Source organism: Bradyrhizobium sp. HKCCYLS20291 (assembly GCF_051167715.1).
Lineage (GTDB): Bacteria > Pseudomonadota > Alphaproteobacteria > Rhizobiales > Xanthobacteraceae > Bradyrhizobium.
Genome location: NZ_JBNPTO010000021.1, coordinates 62,762 through 77,069 on the forward strand (window position 1 = coordinate 62,762; position 14,308 = coordinate 77,069).

Consider the following 14,308-nt stretch of genomic DNA (forward strand, 5'->3'; position numbering starts at 1 on the left):
GGGCAATTGGGGGCGTATCCTTCGAGCGATCGGCCCATCGCATACAGAGTGGAAAAGAGAGACAATCCTAGAAACTATCAGGCAGGCCGAATTCGCCCAACTCCCATCTAGGTGGGAATGCGGCTTTATGATCGCGGATCTCGAAGAGGCCCAATACTATACTTCGCAGAAATCTCCACTGAGTGTGCTCTACGAGGTCGCGGTAGTGGACCCATCAGCCGCGAGCCACGAGGCAGATTGGAAAGGAACCGGCCCCTACGATGAGTCCAACGACTGGGCGCGGCGCTATTGGCGAGGCGATGTGATGCCCCATCCAGAAACACACTTCAAGCTTCGGGAAATCCTCACCCTTTCGCCCCTCCGCATAACAAGGCAGGTCTGGCCAAGCGGAACGAATCCCGCCTCAAGGACTCGATTCGATTGTTTGCGTGGAGTCCTAGCGCAGTGGCGTCGCAAGCTCGTAGGCTGACCAACGTCGGCACCAAAATACCTTATCCCGGCTTCATCGAGCCGGCGCTTGCGACCTCCGTCGACCGCGTCCCCGCAGGCGCGCGTTGGATCCACGAGATCAAGTTCGACGGCTACCGCGTCCAGGTGCATCTGCGGGATGACCAGGTGACGGTCTACACGCGCCGCGGTCATGACTGGACCAAGCGCTTCCGCAAGATCGTTGGCGATGCCAGCGAGATCGGCGTCGGCTCAGCGATTATCGACGGCGAGGTCGTGGTGCCCCAAGCCAACGGCGCGACCGACTTCTCGGTGCTGCAGAACGAACTGAAGGGCCGCTCTAAGAAGATCGTGCTGGTCGCTTTCGACCTGCTCTATCTCAACGGATCAGACCTCCGCCAGCTGCCCCTGGTCGAGCGCAAGACGCAGCTGAAGAAGCTGATCGCGGGCACCAATGCGCAATTCAGTGAGAGCTTCGAGATCGACGGCCGCGAAATGTTCAGTCACGCCTGTAAGATCGGGCTGGAAGGCATCGTCTCGAAGGTGCGCAACAGCCGCTATGTCTCCGGCCGCGGCAACGTTTGGGTCAAGAAGACCTGCGCTCAGCGCGAGACGCTGCCGATCGCGGGCTTCGCCCTCGACGGTGACGAATGGAATGGCATCTATCTTGGCCGCTACAAGGGTCGGGACCTTGTCTATGCCGGCAAGGTCGACCATGGCTTCGACCGCAACTCCGCAGACGATCTTCGCAACCGCCTCAGGCCGCTGATCCGGGAAACCCAGCCCTACGCGAAGCGCGTCGACCATCGTGGCGTCTGGGTTGAGCCCAGGCTGCTCGCGGAGATCGAGTACCGGACAAAGTCGGCCGAAGGAAAAGTCCGCCACCCCTACTTCAAGGGTTTGCGGGAGGACCTATGACGTGGGCGCTGCTTTGGCAGAGACTACGCCGGGCGGCGTAGTCAGTCTCATGCGGCCCGATGGGGCCGACTACTGGTCGAACAACACACAGGCGTTCGCCGCGGAAGTGCGGCCAACGTGAGTCACAGCGGAGCGCTCGCCAGCCTGCCTAATTGAACATACGACGCGAGGTCGGACGACCTTCCATGATGTCGTCGAGCATGAGCGAGATCAGCTCGACTAGCTCGTCATTCTCCATGAGCCGAAGCTCCGCCGTGACTTCTTCAGGACTATCGATACGCTCGTCGGTTAGGTGAATGTGAATGCGTTGGATCAGGCTGTCGCTCATGCGGTTTACCCTTCGGATTGCCAGAACAGTGTGCCACATCCCGCACGTTCCCGCAATGTTCTTTTTCGGATTGACAGAAGCACCATATCTTGCGGTATCGGGAACCGCACCTCCCGCATATTCGGTTGAGGCGTGCTGAATCCGGCGTGTCGCTGCGGCTTCTACCCTGGTTGCGGCCCAGGCCGTTGATGCCGGATGGATTCGTCGCTGAAGCGGTTGCGGATGGCCACCTGCTCGATCCACAAGATATTGACGAGGTGGAGGAGCTTCTTGTAAATATTGAACGACAGAAAAAGCCAACGTGATCAATCATATTGATGATCGCTACGACGCACATAGCGAACGAAGTCCTAAGGCCAATTTTTACGGCAACATTTCGTTAAGGCCATAGGTGCAGGATCAAAGGTAAGCCAGGTCGTTCAATGGCCCGGTGAAACGGGGAGAAGTGTTTCCACCACCTCTCCCCATTCCGTAACGCCTTTGGAGCACCTCAGATGCTTATTCCCAAAGACGACCCATGGCGATTCATCGAGATACTTCTCGATCTCGCCAAGCTTATCCTGCTGATCTTCCGCAGGTAAGCAACTACTCGACACGAAGGCCCCGGACCCCGGGGCCTTTTTCGTGAGCTTCGACAGAATTAAGAATGGTCTACCAGGAGTTAACGAAGGGTCAATTCTGTGGCACCGAAATACCATTGTAGTAATTTTCCATTGACGTTTGCTCCCGCGAACTGACGCGGAATGCCCTGGTCAAGTGCCTTCGACGATCCAATCCCCCTCCCCAACGGCAAGATCGCAAGAACATTGCGCGAGGCGGCCGACTACATCGTGAGCCTGCCAAAAGTTGAGCAGCAGCATCGCGCCTGGCAGACGGCGATCGAGATCTTGATCGGAGCTGCCGAGGGTCGTGATTTCATGCTGCACGCCTGGATCGCGATGAAGCAGGCGCTCGGCAAGGACGCGCCTGCGCCCAAGCCTCCCAAAAAGAGGGCGAAGAGCTACCGTATCACTCGGTAACACGCACCGCTCAGGGTCGATGGGGCAGCTGAGAGCCAGCTGCTGGCTGGGGCCGAAAATGTCTCTGGCTGCGATGCCTGTTTCCCCGGTGTCTCGCGCGAAACTCCTGACGGCAGCGGCGTTCCTGAAGCGGTGACCATGTCGGCCGTTTGGCAAGAATATCTTCGAGCACGAAGCTGATCACCTCGACCAGCTCGACGTTGGTCATAAGGTCGATCTCGGCGTTGGCTTCGACCCGGTTGTGGATCCGCTCGTCAATCAGGTGGGTTCGTATGCGTTGAATCAGGCTATCAGACATTCAAGTCTCCACTTCGGAATGTCAGAAGAATACCGCAACAATTCTGTACACGCAATGTTCTTTTTCAATCATAGGTAACATATTGCTGTCTTGCCACGTTTGCATTTTGTTTGCATTCGTGCTAACCGGACGGGATGCAACTTCACGAAGTCGAAATCCCCGAAGTGAGCCGGACCGCTCGCCTGTCCGATAAATTCCAGGGCGCCGCGATCTGCCAGCAGACCCTCGCAGAGGCTCTGGCGGAGAAGCGGATGATCCAGAACCTGGTCATGGCGAAGCTCGGCGCCGCGACCATCGATGACGCGCAGGCGATGTTCATCTGCGACCAGGTGATCACGGCCTGCGAGCGGAGGATGTCATGACCTCCGCCGTCGACAGGATGATGGCCGATGCCCTCGCCAATGCCGAGGCCACCAAGGCGCCGAACATGATCGGCGTCCGCATGCGGGACGCGACGCGACGCGAGGTCACGCTGACGACGGTCATCCAGGGCAGCCCGCTCGCCTGGATCGCCTACAATGCCAACCAGCTCGATGAGCTGATCCGGCTGCTCCTGGCCTACCGTGCCGACATGGTGTCGGAATGACCGCTGTAACCCGCGCCTGCGACACCTGTCGCCACCTCAAGGTGCCCGACAACCCGGACCACGCGAAGCACTACCGCGTCTGCACGGTGATCACGCCGCTGCCGGCAAACATGCACTTCTGGCACCGCGAGGAGATCGAGGGGCGTCGATACAGTTCACATCGCTGGATCACGACCCACTGCGTCGAGACCAAGCTCGGGCTCAAGGATTGCGAGCTGCATGCGTCACGGGATGTGCCATGAGGCCGACGCTGATCGTCTACGCGCACCCCGACACGCTGCGGATCATGAGCGAGACTGCTCAACGCTTCTCTGGCCGCCGCCGCAGCTTCCGCGATCGCTTCTATGCGGCGTGGATGGTGTTCACCGGGCGCGCCGACGCCCTGAGTTGGGATTATTAGCGCGGAGCGCTCGCCGGCCATGACCAAACTGACGTTAGAACAGCGCGAGGTGATGCGAGGCCTACGAACCTATGGGATGTGGCATCCGGACGGCTGCTGGTGGTGCGCTGCCCATTCTGAAATGAAGCGGGTACTGAAGGACCTGGTCAATATCGGCTTGGTCGAGACTATAGAAATTCGATGCGAGTCACCGCCGTTCGCCTACAGGCTGGCGCCGAGCGCCGCGGAGCTCGTATGACCATTCCCGATCCCGTCCAGGAGCTGCTCGACCAGCTCGGCTGCCAGCTCGCCGAGGAGGAGCTGAACGTCCGTCAGAAGGTCGACCGCGCCATTGCCCTCGGCAATACCGAGGCCGCCCGCCATGCATGGGCCGTGTTTCATGGCCGCGTGGAGCCGATCCGCGCCGAGATCGATTACATCATCCGCCAGCTCGCCGCCATCGAGGCCTGCAGAGCGGCGCCTGCACCGATGATATTCCAGGGCGGTGACCTCGTCGGCTTCGGCTGGCCCGAGCCTCTGAAAGATCAGGGCGAAGCCGTCGCCATACTTGACGCCCCACGGACCTGTCCGATCCATCAGATCTCGTTCCTGTTGGACTGCGCCCTCTGCAGCGGGGAGGAGGGCGATCGCATTGAGGCCGCCATGGCCAAGCGGGAGCATGACCATGGATGATTGGCAGTGGGCCTACCGCATGCTCAGGTGGTTCGAGCGGCAGCGCGCCGAGCACGGCGACAATCCCTGCCCGGGCTATTGGTCGGACTGCATCCTGAACTATGCCGAGTATCTCGACATGGTGTGGTGCTGAGCGCGGAGAGGGCGTATCATCTCGCCATGCCGATAGAGTTCCTACATGGCCGCGTGCTTGATCCCGAGGAGCTGGAGGAGATCCGCCAGCAGATCGAGGAGTTTGACTCGATTGAGGGGATCGATCCCGAGGTCCGCGGCATAGTCGAGCGGAACTGGCCGCACCTGTTAGCCAAGCTTCCGCCCGCAGATGATGATGTCTAGCGCGAAGCGCTCGCCGGCCTAGACCAGCTGAGCGGGGACGGGCGGATGCCGCCGGATCGTGCTCGTCAGTCCCCTTTGCTGCGCACCTCGGCCTCTCGTTCGAGCCAGGCATCGAACTCCGGCTCGGTCATTCCGAACTGCGTGATCGCCTCCTCGAAAGTGCCGGGCTCCAGGCCCTTGACCTCAAGCTTGTTGGCGTTGCGCACCGCCTCGCCGACCTTGCCGGGGAAGCACCTCAGGACCTTGGAGACGGCCTCTGCGCCATCAGAGACACCGCAGACGACGAAGTAACGGGCCTGGTCGTCTCTGCCGCGGTCGTAGACCTTGACGATGTAGCCGGGGGCGTCAGTGACGGGAATGTCGGTCATGAAAAGCTCCAATGAAAGGGGTTACCTGATTTCAGCGCCCTGCGCTCGGCCGGTACTCACCTTTTCGGGAGTTTCGCTGACTGTCTGGAGTCTCAGCGCGAAGCGCTCGCCGGCCCTTTTTGTCACAGTCCATTCCGATCGCGCACCGCCTGCAAGCCGCCCCCCCCCCGATGATTAGCGCGAAGCTCTTGCCAGTTGTAGCCATCGTGGCGCTGAGAGGGGCGGCTAGACCCAGGCATCGAACCTGATCGTGACCGGCGTCAGCACGCCGTACCAGTCCAACGCGGAAGCCGTCCGCATCCACCGCTTGTCTTGAAGTCCGCCGGCCTGAGGGTCACCTCTTCTGCGGCGTCGTTCCGCTGGACGCCCCGGGGAGGCGACCGCAAGGGTTGCCATCCCTGAAAAATGGAGGTCAAATGCGCCGGCGCCGGGCGGCAGAGGCCCCCGGCGCCGGTATTTGTTGTCAGTGGATTTCGTCTACGCTCAGGAGGCCCGGGTGGCAGCCCGGATCACCAACCACGCGACGACAATCGCCACGACTGCGGCGGCGCCGGTACCGATAATCCCGGTGCCGGCGACCGCTGCAGCTCCAAGGGAAAACACTAGGCTTTCCATGACGTTACTCCTGCGGTTAGGTCCTTTCTGGACCAGCAGGGTCAATTAACCCTACCGATTAAGATCATCTCGCGCGTAAAAGTAAGAGGCAAGGCCTCGCGTTAAAGATCGGTTAACCTGTGGCCTTTGGACAACACGCAAGCAGAAAATTTGGGAAACAGTTGTCCCAATTTGGGACACACCCTCCGACAAGGTGCCTCCGCATCGACGAGAAGGCCCTTTTTGGGTGGAAAGCAGGGGCAGGTTCCGAATCAGGATTGCGCTTGCACTTGTCCTGCTAGTGCCGCCGGACAAGATGATCGGCAGCCTGGCCGTATAGAGCGGCGGATTGACCCAGGCATCGACCAGATGGTGACCGGCGTCACCACGCCGCTCCAGTCGAACGCTGAAGCCGCCCGCGTCCACCGCTTGTCTTGAAGTCCGACACCATCAACCATGCGACGACCGGGATCGCTGCTGGGTCAGCACCTCCGTTCCAGACCAACGGCCGTCCAACGGAAAGAAGCCCCAGAAGAGGCGACCTTCGGTCGTGATACCAGGCTCACTGACTTTAAGGTCGATATATCGTTCAGGCAGTTCGCAACAAATACTCTTTCAGCCGCCACCGCGGAGCATGACCCCCCGAAAGGGGTGGGGTCTTTTTGCAGGCCACCCCCATTTGCATTTTCTGAGCCTGACGGACCGCCGAGGCGCAGCGCGGGCCGCCTGTAAGCACCTCCAGCCAGGGTACCAGAGCGGCGGCCAGCCCGCTTTGCGCTCTCCTGCCCCCGTTTCTGCCAGCGGAGAGACACGTTTGGCGCATGCCCTTGGTCCAGAGGGTGAAAAAGGCCCTTTTGGCGGTTCGAAGTATGGGGGTATCTCCCATCCCAGGGGCTATGTCGGATAAAAAATTCCGAAAATCCGCACCCCGCACACGCTCACAGGGAACACTATGTCAAGATGCATTTGCATCACAATCATGTGATCCAAAAATGCAAATTTCCGATTGAACTAAGCATTCGTTGAGCTATTGTATTCGTGCAAATGCAAACGGACTAGACAAACGGAGAATTCGGAACGGACTAGGGACTCTCACGATACGACTCGCATGAGTCGTTTGGAACTCAGGAAACGACGTTTCCAGAGCACGGGAGACCTTTGCCTCAACCTCGAAATTCTCCGGCCCTCCCCGGAAACAGCATTTGAGAGAAAGGAAACCAAGATGACTACCGCAAACGCTACCCCTGCCCGTACCCTTGGCCAAATCGTTCTTGATGCGGCCGTTAAGGCTGTCAAGGCGGACGATGCCGCCGCGTTCACTGGCACCGTTTCGCTGGCGCTTGTCATGGCGAACAAGCAAGTTGAACTCGCCGAGTCCGACAAGGGAATCGATGACAAGGAAAACAAGAAGGTGTTTCGGGCCTTCCTGAAATACTTCGCCAGCAAGGGCAATCCGGTTTGGCGTGATACGGACCATTTGGTTTCGGGCTTCATGGCAATTCGCGACAAGAAGCAGCGCGAGGCGGCGGTTTCCGAGTACATTGACGGTGGCAAGTCGTGCAAAACGACGTTCGCCAAGCCGGAAGGCGCCAAGCTGAACGAAGGCCTTTCCAAGCTTCGGACGTGGTCATTCCGCCTGATGACGGACGTCTGCACCAATCATGCGGACGTCATCCGGGACATGCTGGCAAAGCAGAAAGCCGGCGCGTCGGGTGACGCCTTGGTTCAAAACTTCACAGATTTTGTGAAGCGGACCTATGGCCCATCGTTCGGCAAGCTGACTGCCGCGCTTTCGGTCGACAAGCCGCAAAAGCAGGTTGACGCAATCGAGTCGATCGTCAAGCGGGCGGACGGCATGACGGACGGGGAACTCGCGGTCCTGCTCCGGCGCCTTAACGAGATTGTCGCCAAGCGCGCTGCAACCGACGAAACCATTGAGTCGGTGTTCGGCGAAGCCCCGGCGGAAGCGCCGACTCTCATCCCGGCCCAAGCCGCCTAAGGGCGGCACGGCGAGACCAATCCCGCGGAGTAGACCAAGCCCTGCCCGGCTCACCGGGTAGGGTTTCGGTGCGGGCTTTTTTTTGACTTTTTCCGGCAGGGGCCGGCGCTGACACACAGCGCGAGCTGGCCGGGTTTGGAAATTCTCCCGCTCACGACAGAGCGACCCCCACCCTCAAATCTTCGGAGTTGCAACGATGGGCAAGCGCTTCATCGAACGCCCCACTGCGCGCCAAATCGTCGACCGTGCCGAGCGCGAGGCGCAGCTGGAACGCAAGCTGGACATGGCCAAGGACTGGCTGGCCGCGAACTATGCGCCGCCTCCTCAGCCCCCGCTGCCAACGAAGGCCGAGCTGAAGGCCCGCGAAGACGTGGCCACCTTCAACCGCTTCTTCGACGAGTACGAGCACAACGAGATCCCCGATCGCCTGGGCAAGACCGGCCAGTATGAGCCGAAGTCGATCTACTCGCCCGCCCCTGCCGCGCGCATCCGCCGTGAAGCGCCACGCAAGCGCAAGGCTGCCGAGCGCAACGAGCGCGATTGCGAGCTGCCGCAGGACCAGCGCCGGCACCACACGCTCACCGTGACCAACGGACGCGGCAAGCCCACCGCGACCATCAAGGTCAACCCGTTCTCCAAGCGCATCGAGGTCAACTTCCTATGACCCACCCGCGCTTTGAGGAGGCGAAGGGCCGACTGTCCCGGCTCGGTCGCCACATCCGCTGCCGCCTGACCCGCAAACAGAAGCGGACCTACGCGGCGATGTTCCACGAAGCACTCGCGAAGGACGAGCGAGGGCACCAGTGCGTGCTCCTCGTCGATGACCTGGTCGAGCAGAACCGCCCCCTGAAATGGTGAACATGAGGAATGACTATGGCCTACGCATTTGATACGCTCGGCTATTCGAAGCGTCTGCAAGAGGGAGGCGTACCCCGCCCCCAGGCTGACGCCCACGCAGAAGCCGCACGGGACTTCGTCATGAGTGAGCTGGTGACAAAGACCGACCTGACCACCGCAATCGACAACGCGGTGCTGCGCTTGACCTTGCGCATTGGTGGCATGGTTGCTGCCAGCGTCACGCTCCTGAGCGTCATAGACCGGCTGCTGCGCCCGTAAGCGCACCCCTCCCAACCATCATCCGACCTGGTTAGCGCGTCGCAGGCTCTGCGGCGCGTTTTCCGTCGCGCCCATTCCAACCCTGGACACCAACCATGACCATCGTCACCAACCTGGACTGGCTCAAGCTGGTCTCGCAGGACGACGCCCCCGTACCTGGCCTCTACAACGTCCGCGACATCTCCGGCCGCATCATGCTGAGCTGCGATGTCGAGCGCATCGAGGCCGAGCAATGGCTCGCCTTCTACCAGACCCGCTACGCCGCCGGTCGCCCGTTCCAGAACGGCAAGAGATTCCACGAAGAGCACGGCTTCCACCTGGTCGAAGTCATAGCGGACGGCGCCTACGAGGAGCCCGAGCCGACCGTCGACCTGTTCGCTGCGTGAGGTTGGTCCCATGGGTCTGTTCTCGTATCGCGTCGACCCCTTCTGGAGCGCCATCATCATGCTCGCAGCCGCGATCGCCGGCTGGGCCACCGGAGGAATTTGGTGGTGAACACAACATCTGGTGTCTGAGGCCTCGAAAATGGGGTCTCAGACCCGGTTTCGGGACCATTTTGACCCCTCAGCACACTATATCTGGTGCTTTGACCGTGTGTTGAGGCGTGAAAATGCAAATTTGTCTTTTATGGCGAGGGAAAGGGGCGATCGACGAACCTGGCGCTCTGGCTGCTGTTTGCATCGATTTGCCGGCTGAATGACATGGCTTCGACCATGGGGTCCGAGTGGGTCGTAAGCCCCTCCCCTCCTGTCGCTCCTGTCTCTGCTCCTTCCCCTGTCCCTGCTTCATCCCCTGTCTCTGCGCCCTCTTGAGGGTGTGCTTGTCCGGCGGACCGCGAATGGGCGGCTCCTGGAAATTCGGCTGTTTCTTGGAAGTTTGGTCAACTCTAACGCACGGAGCCCATCATGCTCGACATGCTTCAGAAGCTCTATCAGGAGCTTCGCTTTGCCCCCTCGAAGACCCTGGAACAGTGCTACGCCCTGAACGAGGTAGCCTACCTTCTGGGGTCTGGTAACGCCTCGGCCGGCTTGGTCCGTATGGCGTTCGAGTACCTTCAGGCGGCCTTCGGAAAATGAGGCCGAAATTCCCTCGCGGGAATTTCTGACGGGGTTTCTGCCGAATTATTTGGGGATTTTCCACCCCCCGAAAACGCACCGTTCCCAGCCTCCTTTCTCTCACACAACCGTGGCGAAAGTTTGCTCTTGCATTTGCTTTCGTTTTCGTGCAAATGCGCACACCAACGGAGATTCGGTCATGGCCAGCAAGTTCTTCGACGCCACGATCTACCGCACCACCCCGAGTCACGGGGAGACCACGGCCGGCATCACGTTCAAGCCGGCGCCGTCGCTGACGCAGGACGAACTGCACGAGATGATCAGCGACCTCATCAAGCTGTCCGCCGACATGTTCGGCGACGACGCCCACCTCACCAGCTGCGCTCCAGGAGCCTGACCATGCACGGCCACATCGGCGAATACCTCATCGTGGGCGGCATGACCGTCTCCGCCCTATCCGCCTTCCTCTACATTTGGAAGTGCTGACCATGCTCAGGTTCGTTGTCGCGGTGATGATCATCGCCGCCATCACGCTTGGCCCAACGATCGGCATCGCTGCCGCGGCGGCCGGCATGAACGCCGCGCCGCAGAAATGCAGCACGGACGCCCTGTTCCGAGACGCCGAGTTCGTGGTCGGAGACGCCTGGCGCGTCTACGCCGACCTCATCGGGTGAGCCATGAAGATCGGGACCTGCTTCCCGTTTTTCCGTCACTTGCTCGGCTGGCGTTGGGAGGGCAACGGCCACCAGCTCATCATCGAGCTGTGGCGCCTGCGCATCTCAGCGCACCTCCAACCCAACTGGTGATCGCATGAGCATGTTCGAACGCGCCAAGCGCAAGCGGAATCTGCAGGAGGGCTATCCGCAGGACAAGGGCCTGAAGAACGGCCACTGCAACCGCTCCGGATGTCTCGCCCCGCTCGAAGGTCGTCCGCACTGGTGGATGCGAGACCATGAGACCTTCACGGATGAGCGCCTCTACTACTGCGAGGCCTGCGCAACCCGGTTCATCGCATATGACAAGCAGGTCGGCGCTCCCGTCCGCTGCACACTGGTCGAGGACCAAGAATGAAGCGATCCAAGAGAAAGCAGAAGATCGATGCCGATCGCATCCAGCGCGCCATCACCGGCATGATCATCTCAATGACGGCGATCCCGCGCGTCTACGCCCATGCGGAGATGCTGATCGCGGACGGCGTCACCGACGATCAGCTCAAGGCCGCCATCCGGCAGTACCTGGGAGAGCCGGTGTGATGATCGGAATTCCAAACCCCATCGCTCTGATCATCGCGCTGATCTTGGACGCGATCTTTGTCAGGAGGCGGAAGTGAGCGACGTGAAGAAGGACGCTGAAGACGCGGCTGGAAGACGCTGGTCGGTGGACACGGTCGAGCACCGCGCCATGCGAGCGGCGTTCGTCGAGGGCGTCATGTATGTCGGCACGCTCAAGGTGGTCGCATCCGGCGAGAACGTCGGGCACTGCACCACGATCACGCAATTCGGAATGACTGAGTCGGAGTTCGAATCCTGGCTCAGCACGAGGCCCCGCGAGCAGTAGAAGCGGTATGTTCGCAAAGGCAGGGGAAATCCGCAGGGTCTAGGCAGTCGGCGCACGAGATCCGAACTGCCAACTTTAAAACGGCCTAGCCACATGGGTGTCGACCCACGCCCGGCGATGATGGCCACCGAGCATGACATGGGGAAGTTCGCGACCCGGGAGAAATCGGGAGCGTATTTGGTTGCTGCTACCCGAAAGCAGTGGCGAGCCGGCGCAAACCGGCAACCAACAGGTGCTGTCATGAAACTATAAGTTCGTCTCCTCCCCCCATAGCAGCCCCATCCGGTTAGGCCATCAAGGCATAGTCGCTGCAACAAATCGAAGACGGCACTCTCGTCGGTCTCGAAGGTTAGATGCCACGCTACGTGGCTGCCGCTTCGAGCGAACACGTCAGATGCCAATCACAACACTGCTGACCACAGCGTCAACCCGACGACGTTAAACCCGGTTCTGGCCAAAGAAGGCCCGCCCATCCCAAGCAATCGAGATTGCTGAGGCGCTGACCACCGCCAGCGATATTGCGGTGGATGATTTCCCGCCCGAGGTGCGTCTTGGGCTTTGCTTGAAGGCAAATGCAAATGACATTGACACAGCTGCAGCACTACGAAGTGGCGCGTCGCCGGCTCGCCGATGCCGACATCGCCTTCATGGAGATGGTCGCGCACCCGACAAACCCGATGACGCGCGAGGACCTGGTGAAGCTGATCGAGCTGCGTCCCGATCACTACGGCCGGTTCGCCGGCTGGCTCGACGTCTTACCGAGCCGAGGCGCCTGATGCTCGCCCTCCAAGCAGCCACCTACGAAGCGCTGGCCTTCCTCGGTCCGCAGTGGAGCGCGCTGTTGGCGGGCTTCGCTGTCGTGATCTGGGGCGAGCTGCACATCACACCGGCCGGCATGGCCTATCTCGAGACTCTGGAGTGCTGACATGGAGAACGTCACCGAGATCCTTGAAGGCCTGATCGACCGGCATGGCCTGACGCATGTCGTCACTGGCCTGTCGCTGATCTGTGCCGAGAAGGCCGAGCACATTCGCCAGAACTGGCAGGACGGTACGACGGCGAAGGCATGGGATGCAGATGCCAAGACGCTCGAAAAGGCCGCCCACCTGATCTGCACGGACGGCAAGTGATGGGCACCGCATTGATCCGCCGCGTCCCCGACATCGGCGAGACCTTCGAGGACGGCGAGCCGCCGTTCAGACACGGCTTCCGCGTCAGCTCATGGCTCAAGCGGTCGAAGCGTCAGCACGGCCTGGCCCGAGACGTTGGACCTGACAACTGCAAACTCGTGTTCTGCCTGCGCGACGAGGCCGAATACGTCAGCGCATCCGGCGTGTGCGGCATCATCCGCCGTGTCGAAGACGTCGTGATCACCGGCCGCGTGAGCTGGAGCGAGGAGTGGATCCAAGAGTCCCGCTCGCGAGCAATCCGGCTTGTCGGCCAAATCATCTGGTGAAGCCATGCCCAAAATCGAGATCAACGACTGGGTGAGATCAGTTGCGGTCGGCTCCAAGGAGTCGTTCGTCGGCCAGATCACCGGCAACTGCCACGGTGGCCAGGATTACATCGTCCGCTGCGCCGAGAACAAGCGCTGGGGTCGATCCGAGGACCAGCTGGAGCTGGTGAGCAAGGGCGACGCCAAGCGCCTGGTCTACGGTTTCACGGGAGCCGAGTGATGCAGCAGCTCAACGTTCATCGCGAGGTAACGCCTGACGGCTGGAAGCTCGATCGCGACCACTGGTACACCCGCAAGATGCGGGACGGTGACGTGACGTTCGATAATTGCATGATCGGCTTCACACATCGCCGCCGGGTTTACGTGCGGACCGCAGCACAATGCGGCCAGTACGATCGCGGCGAGGTGAAGGCTGGAGACAACTGATGGCAAAGCAACGCCATCGCCGTCCCTATGGCCGGCATCGTCGTGACTACGGCTGCTGCCCAGGCCACGACCTCTACCCCTCCGAAACCTACAACAGCCGGCGATCGAAGAAGGCGCGGTCTCGCGACAACGCGAAGATGCACCGCGCATTCCGCCGCACGAGCAAGCAGGAGCTGGCTAATGGCCCGGAAGCGACCACGGCCTGACAACATCACGTTCGTCAAGGACCTGATGAACCACAGCCGGTACGGCGCTATGGCGCAGATCTTCGTGATGGATGCGCTGTCGAAGATGGCCGAGGCGATTGCCAAGGCCGATCAGGTCGAGATGGACACGCCGATGGTCAACGGTCACGCCTGGGTCGGCGTGGCGAAGGAGATCAAGCAGAAGTTCGACGAGAGGCTGGCATGAGCGGAGCAGTTCGTGTCGGCATCTTGAAGGAGGCGCGCGAGGCCTTCGACGCGCACAATCTCTCGGCTGAGGTGGCGTATTCGATCTATCGCCGCTATTGCGCCGGAAGTCCTCCGGCCCGCGTCCCTGGCATGGACACGGTCATTCGATTGGCAGTCCGCATCGCTCACGGCAAGACGGTCGAGCAGGCTGCTGCGCAGGAATACCTCTATCGGTGGCGTCTCGCCATCATGGCACCTGATCAATGCATCGGCAGCAGCCGGCGCAATCCGTGCGTGTCGATCTTCGGCACACCTCATCTAATCGGAATGTAAGGAACCGG

34 protein-coding genes are annotated in these 14,308 nt (G+C 60.7%); 30 read left to right on the top strand and 4 right to left on the bottom strand.

Features of this window, described 5'->3' with window-relative positions:
- Positions 1-444: 444 nt before the first annotated feature.
- On the top strand, positions 445-1,365 hold the full coding sequence (ligD, locus tag ACQR07_RS32165; RefSeq protein WP_434906068.1) for a non-homologous end-joining DNA ligase: 921 nt from the start codon (positions 445-447) through the stop codon (positions 1,363-1,365).
- A 148-nt stretch (positions 1,366-1,513) separates the two neighbouring features.
- Here the strand turns inward: ligD and ACQR07_RS32170 are convergent, their stop codons facing one another.
- Positions 1,514-2,002 carry a hypothetical protein gene (locus ACQR07_RS32170; RefSeq protein WP_434906069.1) on the bottom strand — a complete coding sequence of 163 codons (489 nt, stop codon included), beginning with the start codon at positions 2,000-2,002 and terminating at the stop codon, positions 1,514-1,516.
- 497 nt (positions 2,003-2,499) lie between these two features.
- Here ACQR07_RS32170 and ACQR07_RS32175 point away from each other — a divergent pair, with 497 nt between their 5' ends.
- Complete coding sequence (locus tag ACQR07_RS32175; RefSeq protein WP_434906070.1) at positions 2,500-2,712, top strand: hypothetical protein; 213 nt, start codon at positions 2,500-2,502, stop codon at positions 2,710-2,712.
- Positions 2,713-2,722: 10 nt separating this feature from the next.
- Here the strand turns inward: ACQR07_RS32175 and ACQR07_RS32180 are convergent, their stop codons facing one another.
- Positions 2,723-3,010: a hypothetical protein gene (locus tag ACQR07_RS32180; RefSeq protein WP_434906071.1), complete on the bottom strand. Its 288-nt coding sequence runs from the start codon at positions 3,008-3,010 to the stop codon at positions 2,723-2,725.
- Between the two features lie 134 nt (positions 3,011-3,144).
- Here ACQR07_RS32180 and ACQR07_RS32185 point away from each other — a divergent pair, with 134 nt between their 5' ends.
- Genes ACQR07_RS32185 through ACQR07_RS32220 form a run of 8 tightly spaced genes read left to right on the top strand, consistent with a single transcriptional unit; the run spans position 3,145 to position 5,004 of the window.
- The gene (locus tag ACQR07_RS32185) at positions 3,145-3,372 is read left to right on the top strand and encodes a hypothetical protein (RefSeq protein ID WP_434906072.1); all 228 of its coding nucleotides are present in this window, start codon (positions 3,145-3,147) and stop codon (positions 3,370-3,372) included.
- Positions 3,369-3,596: a hypothetical protein gene (locus ACQR07_RS32190; RefSeq protein ID WP_434906073.1), complete on the top strand. Its 228-nt coding sequence runs from the start codon at positions 3,369-3,371 to the stop codon at positions 3,594-3,596. The genes ACQR07_RS32185 and ACQR07_RS32190 overlap by 4 nt, the downstream gene beginning before the upstream one ends.
- Positions 3,593-3,838: a hypothetical protein gene (locus ACQR07_RS32195; protein WP_434906074.1), complete on the top strand. Its 246-nt coding sequence runs from the start codon at positions 3,593-3,595 to the stop codon at positions 3,836-3,838. Before ACQR07_RS32190 ends, ACQR07_RS32195 begins: the two co-directional genes overlap by 4 nt.
- Entirely contained in the window at positions 3,835-3,996 is a 162-nt protein-coding gene (locus ACQR07_RS32200; RefSeq protein ID WP_434906075.1) for a hypothetical protein, read from the top strand. Before ACQR07_RS32195 ends, ACQR07_RS32200 begins: the two co-directional genes overlap by 4 nt.
- Before the next feature lie 19 nt (positions 3,997-4,015).
- Positions 4,016-4,234 carry a hypothetical protein gene (locus ACQR07_RS32205; protein ID WP_434906076.1) on the top strand — a complete coding sequence of 73 codons (219 nt, stop codon included), beginning with the start codon at positions 4,016-4,018 and terminating at the stop codon, positions 4,232-4,234.
- Entirely contained in the window at positions 4,231-4,668 is a 438-nt protein-coding gene (locus tag ACQR07_RS32210; RefSeq protein WP_434906077.1) for a hypothetical protein, read from the top strand. The genes ACQR07_RS32205 and ACQR07_RS32210 overlap by 4 nt, the downstream gene beginning before the upstream one ends.
- A complete protein-coding gene (locus tag ACQR07_RS32215) occupies positions 4,661-4,801 on the top strand; it encodes a hypothetical protein (RefSeq protein ID WP_434906078.1) in 141 nt (46 codons plus the stop codon). Before ACQR07_RS32210 ends, ACQR07_RS32215 begins: the two co-directional genes overlap by 8 nt.
- Positions 4,795-5,004 (top strand): hypothetical protein, encoded by a 210-nt coding sequence (locus tag ACQR07_RS32220; protein ID WP_434906079.1) that lies wholly within the window; start codon positions 4,795-4,797, stop codon positions 5,002-5,004. Before ACQR07_RS32215 ends, ACQR07_RS32220 begins: the two co-directional genes overlap by 7 nt.
- Positions 5,005-5,069: 65 nt before the next feature.
- On the opposite strand, the gene ACQR07_RS32225 is transcribed toward ACQR07_RS32220, so the two are convergent.
- Positions 5,070-5,372 carry a hypothetical protein gene (locus ACQR07_RS32225; protein ID WP_434906080.1) on the bottom strand — a complete coding sequence of 101 codons (303 nt, stop codon included), beginning with the start codon at positions 5,370-5,372 and terminating at the stop codon, positions 5,070-5,072.
- Between the two features lie 483 nt (positions 5,373-5,855).
- Entirely contained in the window at positions 5,856-5,987 is a 132-nt protein-coding gene (locus tag ACQR07_RS32230) for a hypothetical protein (protein WP_434906081.1), read from the bottom strand.
- A 1,087-nt stretch (positions 5,988-7,074) separates the two neighbouring features.
- On the opposite strand from ACQR07_RS32230, the gene ACQR07_RS32235 reads away from it, so the two are divergent.
- The 20 genes from ACQR07_RS32235 to ACQR07_RS32330 all read left to right on the top strand — a co-directional run bounded on the left by ACQR07_RS32235 (position 7,075) and on the right by ACQR07_RS32330 (position 14,300).
- Positions 7,075-7,965 (top strand): hypothetical protein, encoded by an 891-nt coding sequence (locus tag ACQR07_RS32235; protein ID WP_434906082.1) that lies wholly within the window; start codon positions 7,075-7,077, stop codon positions 7,963-7,965.
- A gap of 196 nt (positions 7,966-8,161) precedes the next feature.
- Positions 8,162-8,629, top strand: coding sequence for a hypothetical protein (locus ACQR07_RS32240; protein ID WP_434906083.1), 468 nt, complete (start codon positions 8,162-8,164; stop codon positions 8,627-8,629).
- Positions 8,626-8,823, top strand: a complete 198-nt coding sequence (locus tag ACQR07_RS32245; protein ID WP_434906084.1) for a hypothetical protein — start codon at positions 8,626-8,628, stop codon at positions 8,821-8,823. The genes ACQR07_RS32240 and ACQR07_RS32245 overlap by 4 nt, the downstream gene beginning before the upstream one ends.
- 15 nt (positions 8,824-8,838) lie before the next feature.
- Positions 8,839-9,081, top strand: coding sequence for a hypothetical protein (locus tag ACQR07_RS32250; RefSeq protein ID WP_434906085.1), 243 nt, complete (start codon positions 8,839-8,841; stop codon positions 9,079-9,081).
- A gap of 95 nt (positions 9,082-9,176) precedes the next feature.
- Positions 9,177-9,467 carry a hypothetical protein gene (locus ACQR07_RS32255; protein WP_434906086.1) on the top strand — a complete coding sequence of 97 codons (291 nt, stop codon included), beginning with the start codon at positions 9,177-9,179 and terminating at the stop codon, positions 9,465-9,467.
- Positions 9,468-9,986: 519 nt separating this feature from the next.
- Positions 9,987-10,157, top strand: coding sequence for a hypothetical protein (locus tag ACQR07_RS32260; RefSeq protein WP_316200951.1), 171 nt, complete (start codon positions 9,987-9,989; stop codon positions 10,155-10,157).
- A 178-nt stretch (positions 10,158-10,335) separates the two neighbouring features.
- Entirely contained in the window at positions 10,336-10,533 is a 198-nt protein-coding gene (locus ACQR07_RS32265; protein ID WP_434906087.1) for a hypothetical protein, read from the top strand.
- 91 nt (positions 10,534-10,624) lie between these two features.
- A complete protein-coding gene (locus tag ACQR07_RS32270; RefSeq protein WP_434906088.1) occupies positions 10,625-10,810 on the top strand; it encodes a hypothetical protein in 186 nt (61 codons plus the stop codon).
- 136 nt (positions 10,811-10,946) lie between these two features.
- Positions 10,947-11,207, top strand: a complete 261-nt coding sequence (locus ACQR07_RS32275; RefSeq protein WP_434906089.1) for a hypothetical protein — start codon at positions 10,947-10,949, stop codon at positions 11,205-11,207.
- The gene (locus ACQR07_RS32280; protein WP_434906090.1) at positions 11,204-11,389 is read left to right on the top strand and encodes a hypothetical protein; all 186 of its coding nucleotides are present in this window, start codon (positions 11,204-11,206) and stop codon (positions 11,387-11,389) included. The genes ACQR07_RS32275 and ACQR07_RS32280 overlap by 4 nt, the downstream gene beginning before the upstream one ends.
- A gap of 73 nt (positions 11,390-11,462) precedes the next feature.
- A complete protein-coding gene (locus tag ACQR07_RS32285; protein WP_434906091.1) occupies positions 11,463-11,693 on the top strand; it encodes a hypothetical protein in 231 nt (76 codons plus the stop codon).
- A gap of 578 nt (positions 11,694-12,271) precedes the next feature.
- Positions 12,272-12,469, top strand: coding sequence for a hypothetical protein (locus tag ACQR07_RS32290; RefSeq protein WP_434906092.1), 198 nt, complete (start codon positions 12,272-12,274; stop codon positions 12,467-12,469).
- Positions 12,469-12,618, top strand: a complete 150-nt coding sequence (locus tag ACQR07_RS32295; RefSeq protein ID WP_434906093.1) for a hypothetical protein — start codon at positions 12,469-12,471, stop codon at positions 12,616-12,618. Before ACQR07_RS32290 ends, ACQR07_RS32295 begins: the two co-directional genes overlap by 1 nt.
- A gap of 1 nt (position 12,619) precedes the next feature.
- Positions 12,620-12,823 carry a hypothetical protein gene (locus ACQR07_RS32300; RefSeq protein ID WP_434906094.1) on the top strand — a complete coding sequence of 68 codons (204 nt, stop codon included), beginning with the start codon at positions 12,620-12,622 and terminating at the stop codon, positions 12,821-12,823.
- Positions 12,820-13,149 carry a hypothetical protein gene (locus ACQR07_RS32305; protein ID WP_434906095.1) on the top strand — a complete coding sequence of 110 codons (330 nt, stop codon included), beginning with the start codon at positions 12,820-12,822 and terminating at the stop codon, positions 13,147-13,149. The genes ACQR07_RS32300 and ACQR07_RS32305 overlap by 4 nt, the downstream gene beginning before the upstream one ends.
- Before the next feature lie 4 nt (positions 13,150-13,153).
- Entirely contained in the window at positions 13,154-13,369 is a 216-nt protein-coding gene (locus ACQR07_RS32310; RefSeq protein WP_434906096.1) for a hypothetical protein, read from the top strand.
- Positions 13,369-13,575 (top strand): hypothetical protein, encoded by a 207-nt coding sequence (locus ACQR07_RS32315; protein ID WP_434906097.1) that lies wholly within the window; start codon positions 13,369-13,371, stop codon positions 13,573-13,575. Before ACQR07_RS32310 ends, ACQR07_RS32315 begins: the two co-directional genes overlap by 1 nt.
- Positions 13,575-13,781 (top strand): hypothetical protein, encoded by a 207-nt coding sequence (locus ACQR07_RS32320; RefSeq protein WP_434906098.1) that lies wholly within the window; start codon positions 13,575-13,577, stop codon positions 13,779-13,781. The genes ACQR07_RS32315 and ACQR07_RS32320 overlap by 1 nt, the downstream gene beginning before the upstream one ends.
- Positions 13,756-13,986: a hypothetical protein gene (locus ACQR07_RS32325; RefSeq protein ID WP_434906099.1), complete on the top strand. Its 231-nt coding sequence runs from the start codon at positions 13,756-13,758 to the stop codon at positions 13,984-13,986. Before ACQR07_RS32320 ends, ACQR07_RS32325 begins: the two co-directional genes overlap by 26 nt.
- Positions 13,983-14,300 (top strand): hypothetical protein, encoded by a 318-nt coding sequence (locus ACQR07_RS32330; RefSeq protein WP_434906100.1) that lies wholly within the window; start codon positions 13,983-13,985, stop codon positions 14,298-14,300. The genes ACQR07_RS32325 and ACQR07_RS32330 overlap by 4 nt, the downstream gene beginning before the upstream one ends.
- Positions 14,301-14,308 lie beyond the last annotated feature (8 nt).

Bases quoted from the DNA above. Each gene is read 5' to 3' on its own strand.
- ACQR07_RS32315 (WP_434906097.1), top strand. From the start codon at position 13,369: ATGCAGCAGCTCAACGTTCATCGCGAGGTAACGCCTGACGGCTGGAAG.
- ACQR07_RS32320 (WP_434906098.1), top strand. From the start codon at position 13,575: ATGGCAAAGCAACGCCATCGCCGTCCCTATGGCCGGCATCGTCGTGAC.
- ACQR07_RS32275 (WP_434906089.1), top strand. From the start codon at position 10,947: ATGAGCATGTTCGAACGCGCCAAGCGCAAGCGGAATCTGCAGGAGGGC.
- ACQR07_RS32290 (WP_434906092.1), top strand. From the start codon at position 12,272: ATGACATTGACACAGCTGCAGCACTACGAAGTGGCGCGTCGCCGGCTC.
- ACQR07_RS32225 (WP_434906080.1), bottom strand. From the start codon at position 5,372: ATGACCGACATTCCCGTCACTGACGCCCCCGGCTACATCGTCAAGGTC.
- ACQR07_RS32270 (WP_434906088.1), top strand. From the start codon at position 10,625: ATGCTCAGGTTCGTTGTCGCGGTGATGATCATCGCCGCCATCACGCTT.
- ACQR07_RS32300 (WP_434906094.1), top strand. From the start codon at position 12,620: ATGGAGAACGTCACCGAGATCCTTGAAGGCCTGATCGACCGGCATGGC.
- ACQR07_RS32260 (WP_316200951.1), top strand. From the start codon at position 9,987: ATGCTCGACATGCTTCAGAAGCTCTATCAGGAGCTTCGCTTTGCCCCC.
- ACQR07_RS32235 (WP_434906082.1), top strand. From the start codon at position 7,075: ATGAGTCGTTTGGAACTCAGGAAACGACGTTTCCAGAGCACGGGAGAC.
- ACQR07_RS32265 (WP_434906087.1), top strand. From the start codon at position 10,336: ATGGCCAGCAAGTTCTTCGACGCCACGATCTACCGCACCACCCCGAGT.
- ACQR07_RS32240 (WP_434906083.1), top strand. From the start codon at position 8,162: ATGGGCAAGCGCTTCATCGAACGCCCCACTGCGCGCCAAATCGTCGAC.
- ACQR07_RS32230 (WP_434906081.1), bottom strand. From the start codon at position 5,987: ATGGAAAGCCTAGTGTTTTCCCTTGGAGCTGCAGCGGTCGCCGGCACC.
- ACQR07_RS32185 (WP_434906072.1), top strand. From the start codon at position 3,145: ATGCAACTTCACGAAGTCGAAATCCCCGAAGTGAGCCGGACCGCTCGC.
- ACQR07_RS32205 (WP_434906076.1), top strand. From the start codon at position 4,016: ATGACCAAACTGACGTTAGAACAGCGCGAGGTGATGCGAGGCCTACGA.
- ACQR07_RS32180 (WP_434906071.1), bottom strand. From the start codon at position 3,010: ATGTCTGATAGCCTGATTCAACGCATACGAACCCACCTGATTGACGAG.
- ACQR07_RS32310 (WP_434906096.1), top strand. From the start codon at position 13,154: ATGCCCAAAATCGAGATCAACGACTGGGTGAGATCAGTTGCGGTCGGC.
- ACQR07_RS32245 (WP_434906084.1), top strand. From the start codon at position 8,626: ATGACCCACCCGCGCTTTGAGGAGGCGAAGGGCCGACTGTCCCGGCTC.
- ACQR07_RS32295 (WP_434906093.1), top strand. From the start codon at position 12,469: ATGCTCGCCCTCCAAGCAGCCACCTACGAAGCGCTGGCCTTCCTCGGT.
- ACQR07_RS32190 (WP_434906073.1), top strand. From the start codon at position 3,369: ATGACCTCCGCCGTCGACAGGATGATGGCCGATGCCCTCGCCAATGCC.
- ACQR07_RS32280 (WP_434906090.1), top strand. From the start codon at position 11,204: ATGAAGCGATCCAAGAGAAAGCAGAAGATCGATGCCGATCGCATCCAG.
- ACQR07_RS32200 (WP_434906075.1), top strand. From the start codon at position 3,835: ATGAGGCCGACGCTGATCGTCTACGCGCACCCCGACACGCTGCGGATC.
- ACQR07_RS32255 (WP_434906086.1), top strand. From the start codon at position 9,177: ATGACCATCGTCACCAACCTGGACTGGCTCAAGCTGGTCTCGCAGGAC.
- ACQR07_RS32250 (WP_434906085.1), top strand. From the start codon at position 8,839: ATGGCCTACGCATTTGATACGCTCGGCTATTCGAAGCGTCTGCAAGAG.
- ACQR07_RS32215 (WP_434906078.1), top strand. From the start codon at position 4,661: ATGGATGATTGGCAGTGGGCCTACCGCATGCTCAGGTGGTTCGAGCGG.
- ACQR07_RS32330 (WP_434906100.1), top strand. From the start codon at position 13,983: ATGAGCGGAGCAGTTCGTGTCGGCATCTTGAAGGAGGCGCGCGAGGCC.
- ACQR07_RS32210 (WP_434906077.1), top strand. From the start codon at position 4,231: ATGACCATTCCCGATCCCGTCCAGGAGCTGCTCGACCAGCTCGGCTGC.
- ACQR07_RS32195 (WP_434906074.1), top strand. From the start codon at position 3,593: ATGACCGCTGTAACCCGCGCCTGCGACACCTGTCGCCACCTCAAGGTG.
- ACQR07_RS32325 (WP_434906099.1), top strand. From the start codon at position 13,756: ATGGCCCGGAAGCGACCACGGCCTGACAACATCACGTTCGTCAAGGAC.